Raw genomic sequence first — 15,797 nt, 5'->3', positions numbered from 1 at the left:
GCCGCCGCCGTGGACGTGCAGGTCGACGAAGCCGGGCACGACGGTGTACCCGGTCAGGTCGAGGTCGCCGGGCGTGGCGGTACCGCCGAGGCCGGCGATGGTCGTCCCCCCGATCGAGAGCCGGCCGTTCTCCACCACGCCGCCGGGCAGGACCAGCCGGGCGCCGGACAGTGCGAGTCGGTCCGCGGTCATGCGGTCACCTCCGGGAAGAGGACGCGGGCCACCGCCCGCCCGCCCCGCCGGTCGGATCGTGGTGGCGGGGCAGCGGTCGGCAGCGCGCGTCGATCAAAACTGTTCGCTGTGCCGGGTACTTTAATCAGTTCCGAGCAGCTTGCCGCGAGGTCGACTTGTCGTATACCTGCCGCCCTGCCTGCGCCGAAGCGCCGTTCCCCGGTTCCGGAAGCCGCCGCTGCGGTACGGACCAAGCCTCGTCTAGACTCCCCGACATGCTCAAAGCTGACCGGACCGCCAAGATCCTCGCTCATGTCACCGAAGCGGGGAGCGCCGACGTGCACGCGCTGGCGGAGTTGCTGGGCGTCTCCACCGCGACGGTCCGGCGCGACCTCCAGGAGCTCCACGACCAGGGTCTGCTGCACCGCACCCGCGGCGGCGCCGTGACCGGCACCGTCAATCTGGAGCTGCCGCTGCGCCACCGGCACGGCAAGCGCCAGGCCGAGAAGCGCCGGATCGCCCTGGCGGCCGAACGCCTGGTACCGGAGGGCGCCGTGGTCGGCCTGACCGGGGGCACCACGACCAGCGAGCTCGCCCGGGTGCTCGCCGAGCGCGGCGGGGTCACCATCGTGACCAACGCGGTCAACATCGCGGCCGACCTGATCGTCCGGCCGGAGATCCGCCTGGTGGTGGTCGGCGGCATCGCGCGGTCGGCCAGCTACGAACTGGTCGGACCGGCGGCCGAGCGGATGCTCTCGCAGTACCACCTGGACGTCGCGTTCATCGGCGTCGACGGCCTCACCGCCAGCGAGGGCTGCACCACGCACGACGAGATGGAGGCCCACACCGACCAGGCCTTTCTGCGCAGTGCCGCGCGCTCCGTCGTCCTGGCGGACAGCAGCAAGGTCGGCCTGGTGACCTTCGCCGCGATCTGCCCGCTGACGGACATCCACGACCTCGTCACCGACGACGGGCTGACCGGCGCCCAGGAGAAGGCCGTCACCGGCTGCGGCGTGCGGGTGCTGCGCGCCTGACCCCGGCCGCCCGGCCCCGCCTGCCCCCGGCGCCCGCGCCCGCGGCCCCGGCCCCGCACCCGCGACGGCCGCGACCCGCCGCCGGGGGCTCCGGCGACTGCGCCCCCGCCGGCACGCATGCCAACGTGCACACTCCGTGCTTTTGCACCCCTTGCAAACAAATTTGAGCAGAGGACCGCACTCCGCTCCCCCACCCGCCCCCCCACGCGCTCCGGAGCCTGCTCCCACCGGTCGACGCGGGCTCCCGCCGACCGGTCCCCGAGGTCGATCCGTCCATGCCGACCAGGCAGGACACCGCATCTGACGATGCGTCGGAAGCGTCCACCGGGAACGGTCGAACCGTCCGGCAGGCGGCACGTCCGCAACGGTCCGGTAACAGCAACTAGACCGCCCGGCGCCCCTCGTGAATACTTCCGTGAACAACGGGCACTTCACATTTGCGCAAACCTGGCTGTCTTCAAGCACAAACAAGCAGCCACGACCGGCTGCCCGCCCGTTGGACAGCCGACAGGTGCACCGAGCGGCGGCCTCCCCCAGCCCCCGCGACGCACCGGTGCGGTGCTCGGCTTCTGCACTCCCAGGAACGAACCCCCGCCCCCGGCCCGGGTTCGCAGGACGAAGGCGGTACACGGCCATGAACAAGCGGCTCCTCGGCATCCCCCTGCTGTGCGCCACCGCGGCGCTGACGCTCACCGCGTGCGGCAGCGGCGGATCCAGCGGCTCCGGCGGCGGGAACGTCACCCTCAAGCTGGTCGCGGCCGACTACGGCGACAAGGCCTCCAACAGCTCCAAGGGCTACTGGGACGGCGTCGCCGCCGCCTTCACCGCCGCCCACCCCGACATCAAGGTCGACGTCCAGGTCATCAACTGGAACGACATCGACAGCCAGGTCAAGACCATGATCCAGAGCGGGAACGTCCCCGACGTCCTGCAGACCGGCGGCTACGCCGACAAGGTCGCGGACGACCTCCTCTACAAGGCCGAGGACGTGCTCTCCACCGCGACCAGGGCCAACCTGATCGCCACCTTCGCCGACGCCGGAAAGGTCAAGGACACCCAGTACGGCATCCCGTTCGTCTCCTCCGCCCGCGCCTTCTTCTACAACAAGGCCCTCTTCCAGCAGGCCGGCATCGCCCAGCCCCCCACCACCTGGGACGAACTCAAGGCCGACGCCGAGAAGATCAAGGCGAAGGTGCCGGGCGTCGTCCCCTACGCCCTGCCGCTGGGCCCGGAGGAGGCCCAGGGCGAGAGCATGATCTGGGAACTCGGCAACGGCGGCGGCCACACCGACCGCAGCGGCGCCTACACCGTCGACAGCCCGGCCAACGTCGGCACCTTCAGCTGGCTGAAGGCCAACCTGGTGCAGCCGGGCCTCACTTACGCCAACCCCGCCACCACCGACCGCAAGACCGCCTTCGCCGACTTCGCCGCCGGAAAGACCGCCATGCTCAACGGCCACCCCTCGCTCATCTCCATGTCCACCGAGGGCAAGGTCGACTACGGTGTGGCCCCCATCCCCGGCAAGACCGGGCCGCTCAAGTCCACCCTGGGCGTGGCGGACTGGACCATGGCCTTCAAGAAGAACGGCCACGCGGCGCAGATCAGGACCTTCCTCGACTTCGCGTACGCCAAGGAGAACACCCTCAAGTTCGTCGAGACCTACAACCTGATGCCCGTCACCCAGGACACCCTGAAGGAGATGAGCACGGGCGGCAAGCACAAGGACCTCGAGCCCTTCTTCGCCCTGCTGCCCGGCGCCGCCTTCTACCCCCTGGGCGACACCGCCTGGGACGCGGTCTCCGCCGAGCTCAAGAAGGGCATCGGCTCCGCGGTCGCCGACGACCCCGCCAAGGTCCTGGGCGACCTGCAGAAGAAGGCCCAGGCCGCGGTCGCCGACAAGTAGCCCGCCCGCGCCCCCGGTTCCACGGCACCGCACGCACGGCACCGCACGCACAGCACCGCACGCACAGCACCGCACCCGCCGCATCTGCGGTTCCCGCCGCACCCTCCGGGTGGCGCGCGCCCTCCCGCGCGCCGCCCGGCCGGCGGAGCCCGCACGCCCGGAAGGCACCCTCGTGTCCCTCAAGTCAGCTTCCCCACAAGGCCGGAGGGCCGGCCGGCGCCCGCCCGCCCGCTCCCTCGCCGCCCGGCTCGGCCCGCTGCCGTGGATCGGCCCGGCCGTCCTGCTGATCGTCCTGGTGGTCCTGTGGCCGGTCTACGAGATGATCCGCACCTCCTTCCTGCGGATCAGCACCAGCGGCTTCGTCCGCGGCTCGGCCGGACTCGACAAGTACCGCAAGCTCTTCGACGAGCCCGACCTCGGCCGGGTGCTCGTGCACACCGTGGTCTGGACGCTGGCGGTGGTCGGGCTGACGATGCTCCTCTCGCTGGCCCTGGCCCAGCTCTTCGACCAGCGCTTCCCCGGGCGCCGCTTCACCCGCTGGGCGCTGATCGCGCCCTGGGCGGCGTCGGTGCTGATGACCTCCATCGGCTTCAAGTGGATGCTCAACCGGACCTCCGGGGTGCTCAACACGCTGCTCGCCGACCTGGGGCTGATCGACGCCCCCCGGGACTGGCTCGGCGACCCCGACACCGCCTGGCCCTGGATGATGCTGGTGGCGGTCTTCGTCTCACTGCCCTTCACCACCTACACCCTGCTCGCCGGCCTCCAGACCGTCCCGGCCGAACTGCACGAGGCGGCAAGGGTGGACGGCGCCACCGCGTTCCAGAGCTACGTGCGGATCACCCTGCCGCTGCTGCGGCCGGCCTTCCTGGTCGGCCTCGTGATCAACCTGATCAACGTCTTCAACTCCTTCCCCGTGATCTGGGGCATGACCCAGGGCGGGCCCAACAGCGACACCGCCACCACGACGGTGTTCATGTACCAGTTGAAGAACACCGACATCGGCGAGTCGGCCGCCATGTCCGTCGTCAACTTCGCCCTGGTCGTCCTGATGGTCCTCCTCTTCCTCAGGGTCAGCCGGTGGAACCAGGAGGAGAACTGATGCAGCGTCAGACCGTGCTCCGGGCCCGGCGCGAGCCGATCCGCCCCCGCACCCTCGTCGTCACCGCCGTCGCCTGGGGGCTGGCCGCGCTGTTCCTGCTGCCGTACCTGGAGATGGTCGTCACCGCCGTCCGGCCGGCCGACGAACTGCGGGACGCCGGCTATCTGCCCAGCCACTTCGCCTGGTCCAACCTCGTCGACGTCTGGCGGGACTCCACCCTCGGCGCCAACCTCCGGGTCACCCTGCTGGTCGCCGGCGGCTCCACCCTGCTGGCCCTCGCGGTGGCCCTGCCGGCCGCGTACTGCACCGCCCGCACCCGCTTCCGCGGCCGCAAGCTGTTCCTGCTGCTCGTCCTGGTCACCCAGATGTTCCAGCCGACGGCGCTGCTGGTCGGGCTCTACCGCGAGTTCCACCAGCTCGACATGCTCAACTCGGTGTGGACGCTGATCCTCTGCAACGCCGCGTTCAACCTCGCCTTCACCGTCTGGATCCTCACCGCCTACATCGGCTCCATCCCGGTGGCGCTGGAGGAGGCCGCGATGCTCGACGGGCTCGGGCGGTTCGGCACCCTGCGGAGGGTGGTGCTCCCGCTGGCGATGCCCGGCATCGTCACCGCGGTCGTCTTCACCTTCATCTCCGCCTGGAACGAGTTCGTGATGGGCCTCACGCTCTCCACCCGGTCCGACAGCCAGCCGCTGACCGTCGGCATCAACAGCTTCATCGGCAACTACACCGTCCAGTGGAACTTCCTCTTCGCCGGCTCCGTGATCGCGATCCTGCCGGTGGTGGTGCTGTTCGCCGTCATCGAGCGCCGTGTCGTCTCCGGCCTCACCGCCGGCTCGGTCAAGTGACCGGGTGCGCGGGGGCGTCGGGGGCGCCGAGGACCGACGCCCCCGACGCCCCCGCGCCCCGCCGACGGTGGACGCTCAGGCCGCCGTCGGGAAGTCCTTGCGCTTGATCTTGGCCCGGCGGCCGTCGGGGTGGTGGAACACGATGCCCTCCGCCAGGGTGCCCGGGGCGTAGCGGCTCTCCAGGCCGGCGAGGAACTCCCGCAGCCCGTCGTAGCTGCGCGGCACGGCGGTGTACACCGGCGCCGCCAGGTCGAACGGCACGCACAGGTGGTCGTCCAGCTCCAGCGGGTTGCCCTGGATCCGCGGGCCGAGGGCCTCGCAGGCGTGCTCGCCGTCCGGCCAGGCGGTCACGTCGGTATTGCCGGCCGCGGTCAGGATCCAGCGGTCCTCGGGCCCGTTCTGGTCGGTGTCGACGTACCAGCCGTCGACGATGCCCTGCTGCTTCTGCGCCTTGCTCGGGTTGCGCCGCTTCTCCACCCGCACCAGGTGGCCGCCGCGGACGGTCAGCCGCACATTGGTGCCGTCCAGCTTCTCCGTCGGCGCGCCCTCCCCGGCGAAGACCCAGGCGCACTCGGCCCGCGGACGGTCCATGACGCGGAAGTCGCCGTCCCGCTCGAACAGTGTGGGGATCTTCTCCATGACCTGCCTGCCTCTCCTGACCTGCCCGACCAGTTCCTCGTGCGTGATCGCCCCCGTGGCCAGCCCGCTCGCCAGGGACCGCACCAGGTCCGCGACCGAGACCTCGGCGTCCACGGCGACGCGCTTGAGCGCCTTCTTCTCCTCCGGCGACACCCACGCGACCAGCCGTGACCAGCCGTCGGGCGGGGTCCAGCGCGCCAGTCGTTCCGGGTCCTTGCGCGGCCGGCCGCGCCGTTTGGGCTCTTCCTCCATGACCGGGAGCGTAGAAGCCCGTTTGATGTTGTGTCAATTGGCATAACAGTAATTCCGACGGCGCGGAGGCGCGCGGAAGAGCCGCTGACCAGGAGAATGGTGCGGCACAGTCCACCGGAAGTCCCCGGAAGTACAGAGGGAGCGAACCCCCGCATGGATCTCGCCCGTACCCGGAGCGGTCGTCCGTCCCGACGAACGGCTCTCCTGGCCCCGGACCGCGGGGCTCGGCGCCCAGCACATGGTGGCCGTGTTCGGCGCGAGCTTCGTGGCGCCGGTGAACGCATGATCAGACCCGAGTCGGTCGTACCTGGAGATCTGACGGTGTCGACAGGCGTCGGCCACGAGCGAGGAGCGGTATGAAGGTCGGGTTCGGGTGGAAGCTGCACGGGGACGGACGCGCGCCGCAGCCCGGGGTGGTGGTGCGGCCGGACGAGCGATTGTCCTGGGGGCGGACGGTCGGGCTCGGGGCGCAGCACGTGGTGGCCATGTTCGGGGCCACTTTCGTGGCTCCCGTCCTGATGGGGCTGGACCCGAACCTCGCGGTGATGGTGTCGGGTGTGGCGACGGTGTTCTTCCTGTTGGTGACGGGGGGTCGGATTCCGTCGTACCTGGGGTCGAGCCTGTCGTTCGTGGGGGTGGCGGCGGTCATCAGGACGCAGGGCGGGGATGCGGCGACGCTGACTGGGGCGTTGTTGGTGGTGGGTGCGGTGCTGGCGGCCTGCGGCGGGGTGGTGCAGGCGCTGGGCGGGAAGGTGATCCACGCGGTGCTGCCGCCGGTGGTCACGGGCGCGGTGGTGATGCTGATCGGGTTCAACCTGGCGCCGGTGGCGGCGGGGACGTACTGGCCGCAGGACCAGTGGACGGCGTTGCTGACGATGATGTTCACGGGGTTGGCGTTGGTGGTGCTGCGGGGGTTCTGGTCGCGAATCGCGATCTTCCTGGGGCTGGTGTTCGGGTATGCGGTGTCGTGGCTGTTCGACCGGGTCTTCGGGCGGATCGACTCGGTGAACGGTGCGGGGCAGGTGACGGACCACTGGCGACTGGACCTGTCGGGGGTGGGGAAGGCGGAGTGGGTCGGGTTCCCGTCGCTGCACGCGCCGAGCTTCTCGCTGTCGGCGGTGCTGGTGGCGCTGCCGGTGGTGGTCGCGTTGATCGCGGAGAACGCCGGGCACGTGAAGGCGGTGGGCGAGATGACGGGGGATCGGCTGGACGACCGGATGGGCACCGCGATCATGGCGGACGGCGCGGCGACGGTGCTGTCGACAGCGGTGGGCGGTCCGGCGACGACGACGTACGCGGAGAACATCGGCGTGATGGCGGCGACCCGGGTCTACTCGACGGCGGCGTACTGGTGCGCGGCCGGGTTCGCGATCCTGTTCGGGTTGTGCCCGAAGTTCGGTGCGGTGGTCGCGGCGATCCCGGGCGGGGTGCTGGGCGGGATCACGGTGGTGCTGTACGGGATGATCGGCCTGCTGGGCGCGCAGATCTGGGTGCACAACAGGGTCGACCTCACCAATCCGCTCCACCTCGTCCCGGTCGCGGCCGGCGTCATCGTGGGTATCGGCAACGTCACCCTCAAGTTCACCGACAACTTCGAGCTGTCCGGGATCGCGCTCGGCACGATCATCGTGCTGACGGGGTACCACGTGCTGCGGGCGATGGCGCCGGCGCACATGAAGCAGCCGACCGCGACGCCACTCCTGGACGCGGGCACCACCGGCTACGACGACAACGACGCAGAGCGCAACTGACCGCAAGATCGCATCATTGATCCATTACCCGCCCAAGGTCTCCCTCTCCCGACTGGTCGGCTCTCTCAACGGGCGTCTCGGCACGACGCCTCCGCCAGGAGTTCCCCGCCCACATCCGCAAATACCTGTGGGGAGACCCCCGAGGCCCTGCGCACCCTGCTGGCCCGCCGCGGGGCCACCTCCCAGCGCACCAAGACCTGGAAGGACTCCAACGACCCCGACTTCGACGCCAAGCGCGACCGCATCGGGCACGTCCTGGAACGCTTCCCCGAGCGGGTGTTCTCCTTCGACCAGTTCGGACCGCTCGGCATCCGCCCGACCACCGGGTCCGACTGGGCCCGAAAGACCGGTCCTGCTCGCCTGCGGCGGACCGCGTTCTTGTCGGGCGATCACCGGTTTGATTCCCTGATCCCGGATCAAGCGGCAGTGATGCCGCGTTTGCACAGCCTTGGCTCGTTCGATTGGGGGAGAGAATTGTGCACAGCATCATCGTGGTGCCGCCGGACTGCCCGGGGCCGCAGTATCAGCACAGGATCGAATCGGGTGAGCGTCTGATGTTCGGGCGGAGCGCGGATCGACTGGAGGGCCGCGGGGCACCGCTGGTGATCGCCCATCACGGGGTATCGAGGGTCGCGGGCGAGATCGTCGCGTACGGGACGTTCTGGACACTGAGCAACATCAGCCGCGATCAGACCTATGTGGTGGAGAATCCGGAAAGTACGGGCGAGCACATCAAGGTGTCCCCGGGGCGTCTTGAAGCTCCCGTGCCGTTCGAATTCGCCCGGGTCGTCCTGCCGGCAGCCGGGGACCTGCTCGGGTTCGAAGTGTGGGCCCCACAACACGATTACCTGGGCTCAGACTTCTGGCTCCCCGACGGGCAGTCCACCACTCGGGCTTTCTCCCTGGACCGTACGAAGCGGTACTTCCTGGTGCTCGTCGCCTTATGCGAGTCTCGGCTGCGCGGAGCGTCGGCGCACAGCGCCGTTCCCACGGCGGAGGAGGTCGCCGATCGCCTCCGGCCGGTGTGGCCCGCAGTCACCCGGAGCGCGGTGCACTGGAACCTCGACTACCTGGCGGTGAAGCTGCGACTCAAGGCCGGGACGGGCCTCGAAGAGGGCGGGAGCCGTCGGAACGGGATCAAGGAGTCCCTCGTTGGCCTGGCCCTGCGCTTCGATGTCGTCGGCGCGGACGACCTTGGTCTTCTCGACCTGCCGCACCGGCAGGTGCGGCGGTGACGGGCCGGCCTGTGTCCGTGGAGGTGCCGGAGGGGTACCGAGTGGGCCAGTGGAGGGTGGGTGCCCTGATCGGAGCCGGGGCTTTCGGGACTGTTTACTCGGCGACCCGTGAGAGCGGGACCGAGGGAGGGCAGAAGTCTGCTCTCAAGTTCCTGCCAACGGGGACGTGCACACCGCGGCAGCTGGGACATCTGCGGGATCTCGCCGAGCGCGAGGTAGCACTGCTGAAGCGGGTACGGGCGCCCAGGTTGATCCGGATGCACGCCACTATGACCGTCGATGACCCCGAACGGCCGGAACTCGACGGCGCCACCGTTCTGGTCCTCGAACGGGCAGAGGAGTCGCTGGAGGCGCTGCTCGAGCGTGGACCGCTCGGGCGGGAGGGGGCGGCTCTGCTTGTCCAGATCTGCGAAGGTCTGCAGCAGTTGCACCAGGAGGGTTGGGTGCACGGCGACCTCAAGCCGGCCAACGTGCTCCTGATGGAGGACCGGTCGGTCAGGCTCGCCGACTTCAACATGGCCTCCGAACTCGACGGCACGCACGCCTACGCGCCGGCTTTCTCCACGTCGGACTACACGGCCCCTGAACTCCTGTGGAGCGAAGTCAGCGACCGCGGCCGTCGGATCCGGCCCGCAGCCGACATCTGGGCCTTCGGCGTCATTGCCCATCTTGTCCTGACTGGCTCCCTGCCCTGGCCGGGCGGCACCCCGTCGGTCCGTCGCGACGTAGTCGCACGGTACGCGCGAGGGCGGGAGGAGCTCCGGTTGGCGGCCGGTCTTTCGGCGGACTGGCGGGAGCTCATCGCCGACTGCCTGGCCCCCACCGACGAGGCGCGCGCCGCCCACAACGCGCACGCCCTGCTGACCCGCCTTCGAGGCATGCTCCAGTACGTTCCCGCTCAGCGCTCCACAGCCGCGCCCCGTCAGCGGCTGACACACCGCTCCATGCTCGTCGTCACCGCCCTGGCGGCCCTGACCGGTCTGGGCGCGGCGCTCTACAGCGTGCGGTGGGAAGGCACTCCGACTGCTTCCGGCATGCAGCCCACGGTTTCCAGCACTCCTGTTACGCCCCTCGGTTATGACCGCTGCCTCCCCGGTAATGTCTGCTTCTTCACTGAACCCGACGGTCAGGGCAGGATGTGTGCCTGGGCCGGCGACGAGGTCGACTGGCTCGCCGGTGCCGCCCGGTGCAGTTGGGCGGACAAACAGCCCTCCCGCTCTGTCTTCAACAATGGCAACGACACGACCGCGGGCGAGAAGTTCGTGGACGTCATCTACTTCAACGAACGCCACCTCAAGGACCGCATGGGCTGCGTTCCGGTGAAGACCCGGACGAACATCGGCGCGGCAACTGCTCCCCGGTCGCACGTGTGGACCGAGCGTTGCTGACCGAGGGCAGACAGCGGATGGAACCGGTGGCGCGGTACGGCCCACTGCGGCAAGCCGGGCAAAAGACCCGTGCGGTACCGATGGCGCACGCGTGAGCGCTCTCCGGCGGACTGGTCGCGAGCTCTGTCGGTGACAAGGCCGGGCCGGGGAGTGCGGTGGCACAACGATCCGCAAGCGGGAGACCGCACCGAAGGTCTCGGACGAGCGCCCCCTGGCCCGAGATCATGGCGATTTACCAGGCTTTGCCGTGCTGCGCAACCTCCACATCACAGGCTCTCGTGCCGACAGCATCTCGTTAGCGTCGACCCAGTCAGTCCGGGGACGGCTCCGGGAGAGCCGCCCCGGCCATCTGAGGAGGGGATCATGGCACGACGATTCAACGGCGTTCTGCGCCGTGCGGGGCTCACCGCCGCAGCTGCCGCGACCATACTGATGGCCTCCGCCGGAGTCGCCTCGGCGGCCACCGGGGAGGGCTACGCCTCCGGCCCCGGGGTCTTCGGATCCGCGAACTGGGAGTGGACGAAGAGCGGCTGGAAGAACGGCAAGGCCGCAGTCCGGGACACGAGGTGTGAGAACCCGCTCAACTACGGGGTCTACATCCACTTCAACGTCAAGGCCAACGGAAAGACCTTCACCACGAAGGACCGGTTCGACCCGGACGGCTGTGGCGGGTCGGACGGCTACTGGAGCGGCCTCACCTACGACGCCGGCTTCTACGTCACCAGCGTGCAGGTCGAGACCTGCGTGGACGACTGGGGAGACGACACCTGCTTCACCAGCGCCTGGCAGGACAACCCGCTGACCTAGCAGCCCCCCGGGTCCTGGCGCCGTATCGGTGCCGGGGCCCGGGTGCACGGATGCTCTGAACGTGAAGAGCGCCCAGCTCCAGGCGTGACAGACGGACCCGATTGTCTCGCTCGACCGGGAACGGGACGGGTGCATGCCCGTCTCATGATGACGGCGTGGGCGGTGACGGGTGCGCCGCCGTCGTCGGCGGACGGGTCCCAGCCGATGGTCAGGTCGTTGCCCTGGAGGGAGGTCCGGACGTTGAGGGGGACGGCGGGCGGGAACGCGCCGAGGTGGACCTCGGCCCTGGCGGTCGTCTCGGGGCAGGGCGTCGTCGGCCTGCTGGGTGGCCGAGGCCGGCGGAGGACCAGGACGGCCCACCGAATGGCGCCCCCTACGGCACGAAGGTGCCGTAGGGGGCGCCGTCCGGACTGGTGTCAGGCCGACTCGGGTCCGACCTGATCAGCTGGGGGGGAACCCGGTCAGAAGATGAGCTTCCACCCGTCGATGCGGCCCGAGTCGCTGCGGTACACGTCTTGCACCCGGAGCCGCCAGGTGCCGTTGGCGAGCTGGGCGGAGGCGTCCACCGTGTAGGTCTCGATGACGTTGTCGGCCGAGTCGCCGAGGCTGCTCTTCTTCAGCGGGTACACCGTGCCGTCCGGGCCGACCAGGTCGACGACCAGGTCACCGCGCCAGGTGTGCTTGATGTCCACCCCCACCCCGAGGTCGCGCGACGCCTGGCCCGGGATCCGGTCGACGACGATGTCCGAGAAGATCGCCGGACCCCCGTCCGGGATCGGCACGGCGGTCGTGCTCGTGAAGATGCCCGGGGAGACCTTCCAGGTGAACGTCGTCGTGATCCTGCTGTGGTGGGAAGCCTTGGCGGTGACGGTGACCGTGGACGTGGCGGCGACGGTCGGGATGCCGGTGATGCGGCCGGTGACCGGGTGGAGCTTCAGCCCCTCGGGGAGGCCGGTCGCGTGGTAGGTGACGGCGCCGGGGTTGAAGTTGACGGCCTCGATCCGGAGTTCGGCCGGGGCCCCGACCTCGGTGACCTGGTTACCCACGGGGTCGAGCAGGAGGCCGTCGACGACGCGCGGGCCGACGTTGACGGCTGCCCAGGCGTTGGCGGTGTTCATGTACGTCGCGCTGCTCTGCCCGTACAGGTCGGCGGCGGCCTGGAGGGTGGCGATGCGGGCTGCCGCATAGTTGGTGGACGAGGTCATGTACGTGGTCAGCGCCCGGTACCAGATCTTGGCAGCGGCTTCCCGGCCGATGCCGGTGACCGGCAGGCCGTCGGAGGTCGGGGAGTCGTAGGCCACGCCGTTGACGGTCTTGGCGCCGCTGCCCTCGGAGGCCAGGTAGAACCAGTGGTTCGCCGGGCCGGAGGAGTAGTGCACGTCGACGGTACCGAGGTCGGCCGACCAGTAGTCCCGTGACTTGGCGTCCTTGGAGGGCTTGTCCATGTAGCGCAGCGGGGTGCCGTTGCCCCTGATGTCGATCTTCTCGCCGACCAGGTAGTCACCCGTGTCCGCAGGGTTGCCGGCCCAGAACTCGATGGCGGCGGCCATGATGTCGGAGGTGGCCTCGTTCAGGCCGCCGGACTCGCCGCTGTAGATCAGGCCCGCGGTGGCGGAGGTGACGCCGTGGGTCATCTCGTGGCCGCCGACGTCGATGGAGGTCAGCGGCTTGACGTTGCCCGCGCCGTCGCCGTAGGTCATGCAGAAGCAGCTGTCGGACCAGAACGCGTTGACATAGTTGTTGCCGTAGTGGACCCGGGTGTAGGCGCCGACGCCGTCGTCCTTGATGCCGCTGCGGCCGTGGACGTTCTTGTAGTAGTCCCAGGTGAGTTGGGCGCCGTAGGCGGCATCCACGGCGGCGGTCTGCCGGTTGGCGACGGTGCCGTCGCCCCAGGTGTCGGTCGGGTTGGTGAACAGCGTCTTCGTGGAGCTGGTGCCGTTCAGGTCGTAGGTGCTGTGGCCGCCACGGGTGGTGTCGGTCATCGCGTAACCGCCGCTGCCGGCCGGGGAGGTGCCGATGGTGACCTGGCCGGAGTACTTGCTGATGCCGACGCCGGTCTCGATGCCCTGGTACTCGAAGACCTCCTTGCCGGAGTTGGCGTCGGTGATGACGTGCAGTTCGGACGGCGTGCCGTCCTCCTGCGTGCCCGTCACGATCGTCTCCCAGGCGAGACGCGGGGTGCCGGCCGCGGCCCAGACCACCTTGCGGCTCCGGTCGGCCGCCGCCTCCGTGATCCTCGCGCTTCCAGCGCTGTCGAGCGCCAGGCCCTTCGCCGCCTCGGAACTCTCGCCGGGGGTGGTGTCGACGGCGATGTCCGCGTCGGTGGCCCTGGTGACGCCCTTGATGGAGCCGTCCGGGGCGGTGTGGACGACCAGGTCACCACCGAGGACCGGCAGTCCGTCGAAGGTCCGCTCGTAACGGGTGTGCAGGGTGCCGTCGGCGTCCTTGGTCACACCCCTGACGACCAGCGCCTCCTTCGCGCCCAGCTTGAGCGATCCGGCGGTGTTCGCCCGGTTCGCGTCGGCGGCGGCCAGCAACTCGCCGCGCTGCGAGGCCGACAGTTGCACCGGCAGCGCACCGGCGAAGGCCTGCACCTCGGCGGAGGCCCCGGTCGGGCTCTCCTCGGCGGAGGCGGTACCAACGGGCAGAGCAGTCACGATCATCACGGCGCCGGCGATCAACGCGCTCGCGGTGACGGACTTTCCGGGGGATCGAGTCACACTGAACTCCTTCTGCGACGGCCGGGTCAGGCGGCCGGAGTCAGCCGGGCGGCGGAGCTGCGGTGCCGCCCGGTAGAGCTTGGTGGTTCGCGTGGCTGGAACGGTCTTCGACGCGCTCGCCGGGTTGTGCGGCGGACGTACGGCCACAAGGGCTCCGCGGCGATGGGACGGTACAGTGCCAGCTTTGGTTGGAACATGCCACCACTGCCGCCACAGGTTGGCCGAAAACGCTTCACCACAGGCGTGGGGCCCGGGAAGTCGGCCGTCAGCAGGCGGACGGTGCGGGGAAGGAGGCGGGCGCCGGGGACGGCCGCGGGACGCCACCGGACCGCCGTCGGCCCCCGGTGTCCCGCCGCCGTTCCCGTGCCGTTCCCGCGGCCGCCCTCCCCCGGTCGCCCGCCCCGGCCGTCCACCGGAGCGGGCCGACCGGCGGCTTTGCCCGAAAGGGCCACGACCGGTCGGCCCGGCTGGTCCCACGGGTCGTCAGGTGGTCGAATCTCTTCGCACGTCCGGGCCGACCGCCCGGACGGCGTCCGATTCCGATGACTTGTCCGCCCAGGAGAGACATGCCTTCTTCGGCCCACCACCACCGGACCACCGCCGGCATCGTGGCGCTCAGCGCGTTCGCGATCACCTGCGGCACCGCCGTCGCCGGCAGCTCCGCCACCGCGGCGGGCACCGTCCTGTGGACCCCGAGCATCAGCGAGGGCCCTTCCTCCTTCGCCGGTGTGCAGTGCACGGACGGGAAGTTCGGCGTTGTGAAGGACCCGGCCAAGGGCGACGTGTGGCGGGCCTTCCAGGCCGCGGGCGCGGAGCGCTGCGAGACGCTCGGCCCGGACCTCAAGGAGGGCAAGACCTTCTACCTCGGCTGGTCCTCCAAGCTGAACATCAAGGACTCCAACAGCCGCTACGTCTTCCAGCTCAAGTGCTCACCGAGCACCAACACGGCGAACCACCCGATCGAGATCGACGCGACGACCGGGCGCATCCGCCTCCAGGAGTGGGACACCGACCACGTGGCCCACACCCTGTGGACCGCGCCGACCAGCAACAACCAGTGGCACTCCTACGCCCTGAAGATCCGGCTCGGCCGCACCGACGGCACCATCGACTTCTGGTTCGACGGTGTCAAGCAGACCTTCACCAACGGCTCCGGCACCTTCAAGGGCACCACCTGGGACGGTGACCGCAACTACCTCAAGTGGGGCTCCTACCACCCGTCCACGGGGAACGCGACGAACACCTTCACCAGCCCGATCATGGCGACCACCCTCCAGGCGGCCACCGCCGGCTCCTGACCGGGGACGCGGCGCGCGGCCGGGAGCGGGACACGGCCCGGCACACTGCCGGGCCTGCGCCGCTCCCGGCCCTCCGCCAGGTCGGCGCGTACGCCCTGAGCTTCCTCGTCCTCGCGGCCTTCTGGCGTGACCACCACCGCCTGTTCCTCGGCGTCCGGCAGGTGGACGGCCTGGTGATCCGGCTGACGCTGTTCGGCCTCGGGGTCGCGGCGCTGCTCCCCTTCCCCACCTCCCTCATCGCCGAGTACGGCCGCGAGCCCTCGGCCGTGGCGATCTACTCGGCGGCCGTCGCCGTCCTCGGCAGCATCCAGTTCACGCTGCTGCTCGTGGTGTGGAAGCGCCCCTGGCTCCGGGCGGCGCCGCTGCCCGACCGGGAGGCCCATGCCTATCTGGCGGACCTCGGGGCGACAGTGGCCGTCTTCGCCGCCACGGCGCCGCTGAGCTTCCTCCTCGGGTCCCGGGTCGTGTGGGGCTGGCTGCTCCTGCTGCCGGTGAAGTTCGTCATCGGGCGCTGGAGCACGCGGGTCAGCCGGTCGGACGTCTGACCGCACCCACGCCGGGGGGCCGTTCGCGTACGGCGGGTGACGGCACGGGGCACGGCGGGTGAGGGCTGTGGCCCGGACCACCCGCAGCCACCACCGCACCC

The 15,797-nt window shown here is 70.1% G+C and carries 12 protein-coding genes and 2 pseudogenes; 11 read left to right on the top strand and 3 right to left on the bottom strand.

The window, feature by feature from the left end:
- Positions 1 to 192 (bottom strand): annotated as a pseudogene (locus ADK60_RS12945) (N-acetylglucosamine-6-phosphate deacetylase); the annotation flags it as partial.
- 254 nt (positions 193 to 446) lie between these two features.
- On the opposite strand from ADK60_RS12945, the gene ADK60_RS12940 reads away from it, so the two are divergent.
- The 4 genes from ADK60_RS12940 to ADK60_RS12925 all read left to right on the top strand — a co-directional run bounded on the left by ADK60_RS12940 (position 447) and on the right by ADK60_RS12925 (position 5,061).
- Positions 447 to 1,205 (top strand): DeoR/GlpR family DNA-binding transcription regulator, encoded by a 759-nt coding sequence (locus tag ADK60_RS12940; RefSeq protein ID WP_045945163.1) that lies wholly within the window; start codon positions 447 to 449, stop codon positions 1,203 to 1,205.
- Positions 1,206 to 1,839: 634 nt separating this feature from the next.
- A complete protein-coding gene (locus ADK60_RS12935) occupies positions 1,840 to 3,108 on the top strand; it encodes an extracellular solute-binding protein (RefSeq protein ID WP_045944772.1) in 1,269 nt (422 codons plus the stop codon).
- Positions 3,109 to 3,280: 172 nt separating this feature from the next.
- Entirely contained in the window at positions 3,281 to 4,210 is a 930-nt protein-coding gene (locus ADK60_RS12930) for a carbohydrate ABC transporter permease (RefSeq protein ID WP_045944771.1), read from the top strand.
- Positions 4,210 to 5,061 (top strand): carbohydrate ABC transporter permease, encoded by an 852-nt coding sequence (locus ADK60_RS12925; RefSeq protein ID WP_053645761.1) that lies wholly within the window; start codon positions 4,210 to 4,212, stop codon positions 5,059 to 5,061. The genes ADK60_RS12930 and ADK60_RS12925 overlap by 1 nt, the downstream gene beginning before the upstream one ends.
- 75 nt (positions 5,062 to 5,136) lie before the next feature.
- Here ADK60_RS12925 and ADK60_RS12920 read toward each other — a convergent pair whose 3' ends face one another.
- Complete coding sequence (locus ADK60_RS12920) at positions 5,137 to 5,952, bottom strand: RNA ligase family protein (RefSeq protein ID WP_234326630.1); 816 nt, start codon at positions 5,950 to 5,952, stop codon at positions 5,137 to 5,139.
- A gap of 356 nt (positions 5,953 to 6,308) precedes the next feature.
- Here ADK60_RS12920 and ADK60_RS12915 point away from each other — a divergent pair, with 356 nt between their 5' ends.
- The 5 genes and pseudogenes from ADK60_RS12915 to ADK60_RS12895 all read left to right on the top strand — a co-directional run bounded on the left by ADK60_RS12915 (position 6,309) and on the right by ADK60_RS12895 (position 11,133).
- Positions 6,309 to 7,703 carry a uracil-xanthine permease family protein gene (locus ADK60_RS12915; protein ID WP_053645759.1) on the top strand — a complete coding sequence of 465 codons (1,395 nt, stop codon included), beginning with the start codon at positions 6,309 to 6,311 and terminating at the stop codon, positions 7,701 to 7,703.
- A gap of 141 nt (positions 7,704 to 7,844) precedes the next feature.
- A pseudogene (locus ADK60_RS46450) lies at positions 7,845 to 8,075 on the top strand (IS630 family transposase); the annotation flags it as partial.
- Positions 8,076 to 8,179: 104 nt separating this feature from the next.
- Positions 8,180 to 8,938 (top strand): hypothetical protein, encoded by a 759-nt coding sequence (locus ADK60_RS12905; RefSeq protein ID WP_053645754.1) that lies wholly within the window; start codon positions 8,180 to 8,182, stop codon positions 8,936 to 8,938.
- On the top strand, positions 8,935 to 10,326 hold the full coding sequence (locus ADK60_RS12900) for a serine/threonine-protein kinase (protein WP_053645752.1): 1,392 nt from the start codon (positions 8,935 to 8,937) through the stop codon (positions 10,324 to 10,326). Before ADK60_RS12905 ends, ADK60_RS12900 begins: the two co-directional genes overlap by 4 nt.
- Before the next feature lie 363 nt (positions 10,327 to 10,689).
- On the top strand, positions 10,690 to 11,133 hold the full coding sequence (locus ADK60_RS12895) for a hypothetical protein (protein ID WP_053645750.1): 444 nt from the start codon (positions 10,690 to 10,692) through the stop codon (positions 11,131 to 11,133).
- Between the two features lie 461 nt (positions 11,134 to 11,594).
- On the opposite strand, the gene ADK60_RS12890 is transcribed toward ADK60_RS12895, so the two are convergent.
- Positions 11,595 to 13,796: a M4 family metallopeptidase gene (locus tag ADK60_RS12890; protein ID WP_199839658.1), complete on the bottom strand. Its 2,202-nt coding sequence runs from the start codon at positions 13,794 to 13,796 to the stop codon at positions 11,595 to 11,597.
- A 623-nt stretch (positions 13,797 to 14,419) separates the two neighbouring features.
- Here ADK60_RS12890 and ADK60_RS12885 point away from each other — a divergent pair.
- Positions 14,420 to 15,151: a heparin lyase I family protein gene (locus ADK60_RS12885; RefSeq protein ID WP_079008310.1), complete on the top strand. Its 732-nt coding sequence runs from the start codon at positions 14,420 to 14,422 to the stop codon at positions 15,149 to 15,151.
- The gene (locus tag ADK60_RS41775; protein WP_079008309.1) at positions 15,055 to 15,696 is read left to right on the top strand and encodes a TMEM175 family protein; all 642 of its coding nucleotides are present in this window, start codon (positions 15,055 to 15,057) and stop codon (positions 15,694 to 15,696) included. Before ADK60_RS12885 ends, ADK60_RS41775 begins: the two co-directional genes overlap by 97 nt.
- The last annotated feature ends 101 nt before the right edge of the window (positions 15,697 to 15,797 follow it).

The organism is Streptomyces sp. XY431, from assembly GCF_001279805.1.
Classification (GTDB): Bacteria; Actinomycetota; Actinomycetes; order Streptomycetales; family Streptomycetaceae; genus Kitasatospora; species Kitasatospora purpeofusca.
Note: the sequence above shows the minus strand (reverse complement) of the source record. Positions and strands in the feature narration are given on the sequence as shown.

Coding starts and splice junctions, on each gene's coding strand:
- ADK60_RS12915 (WP_053645759.1), top strand. CDS start 6,309: ATGAAGGTCGGGTTCGGGTGGAAGCTGCACGGGGACGGACGCGCGCCG.
- ADK60_RS12895 (WP_053645750.1), top strand. CDS start 10,690: ATGGCACGACGATTCAACGGCGTTCTGCGCCGTGCGGGGCTCACCGCC.
- ADK60_RS12890 (WP_199839658.1), bottom strand. CDS start 13,796: ATGATCGTGACTGCTCTGCCCGTTGGTACCGCCTCCGCCGAGGAGAGC.
- ADK60_RS12935 (WP_045944772.1), top strand. CDS start 1,840: ATGAACAAGCGGCTCCTCGGCATCCCCCTGCTGTGCGCCACCGCGGCG.
- ADK60_RS12885 (WP_079008310.1), top strand. CDS start 14,420: ATGCCTTCTTCGGCCCACCACCACCGGACCACCGCCGGCATCGTGGCG.
- ADK60_RS12925 (WP_053645761.1), top strand. CDS start 4,210: ATGCAGCGTCAGACCGTGCTCCGGGCCCGGCGCGAGCCGATCCGCCCC.
- ADK60_RS12940 (WP_045945163.1), top strand. CDS start 447: ATGCTCAAAGCTGACCGGACCGCCAAGATCCTCGCTCATGTCACCGAA.
- ADK60_RS12920 (WP_234326630.1), bottom strand. CDS start 5,952: ATGGAGGAAGAGCCCAAACGGCGCGGCCGGCCGCGCAAGGACCCGGAA.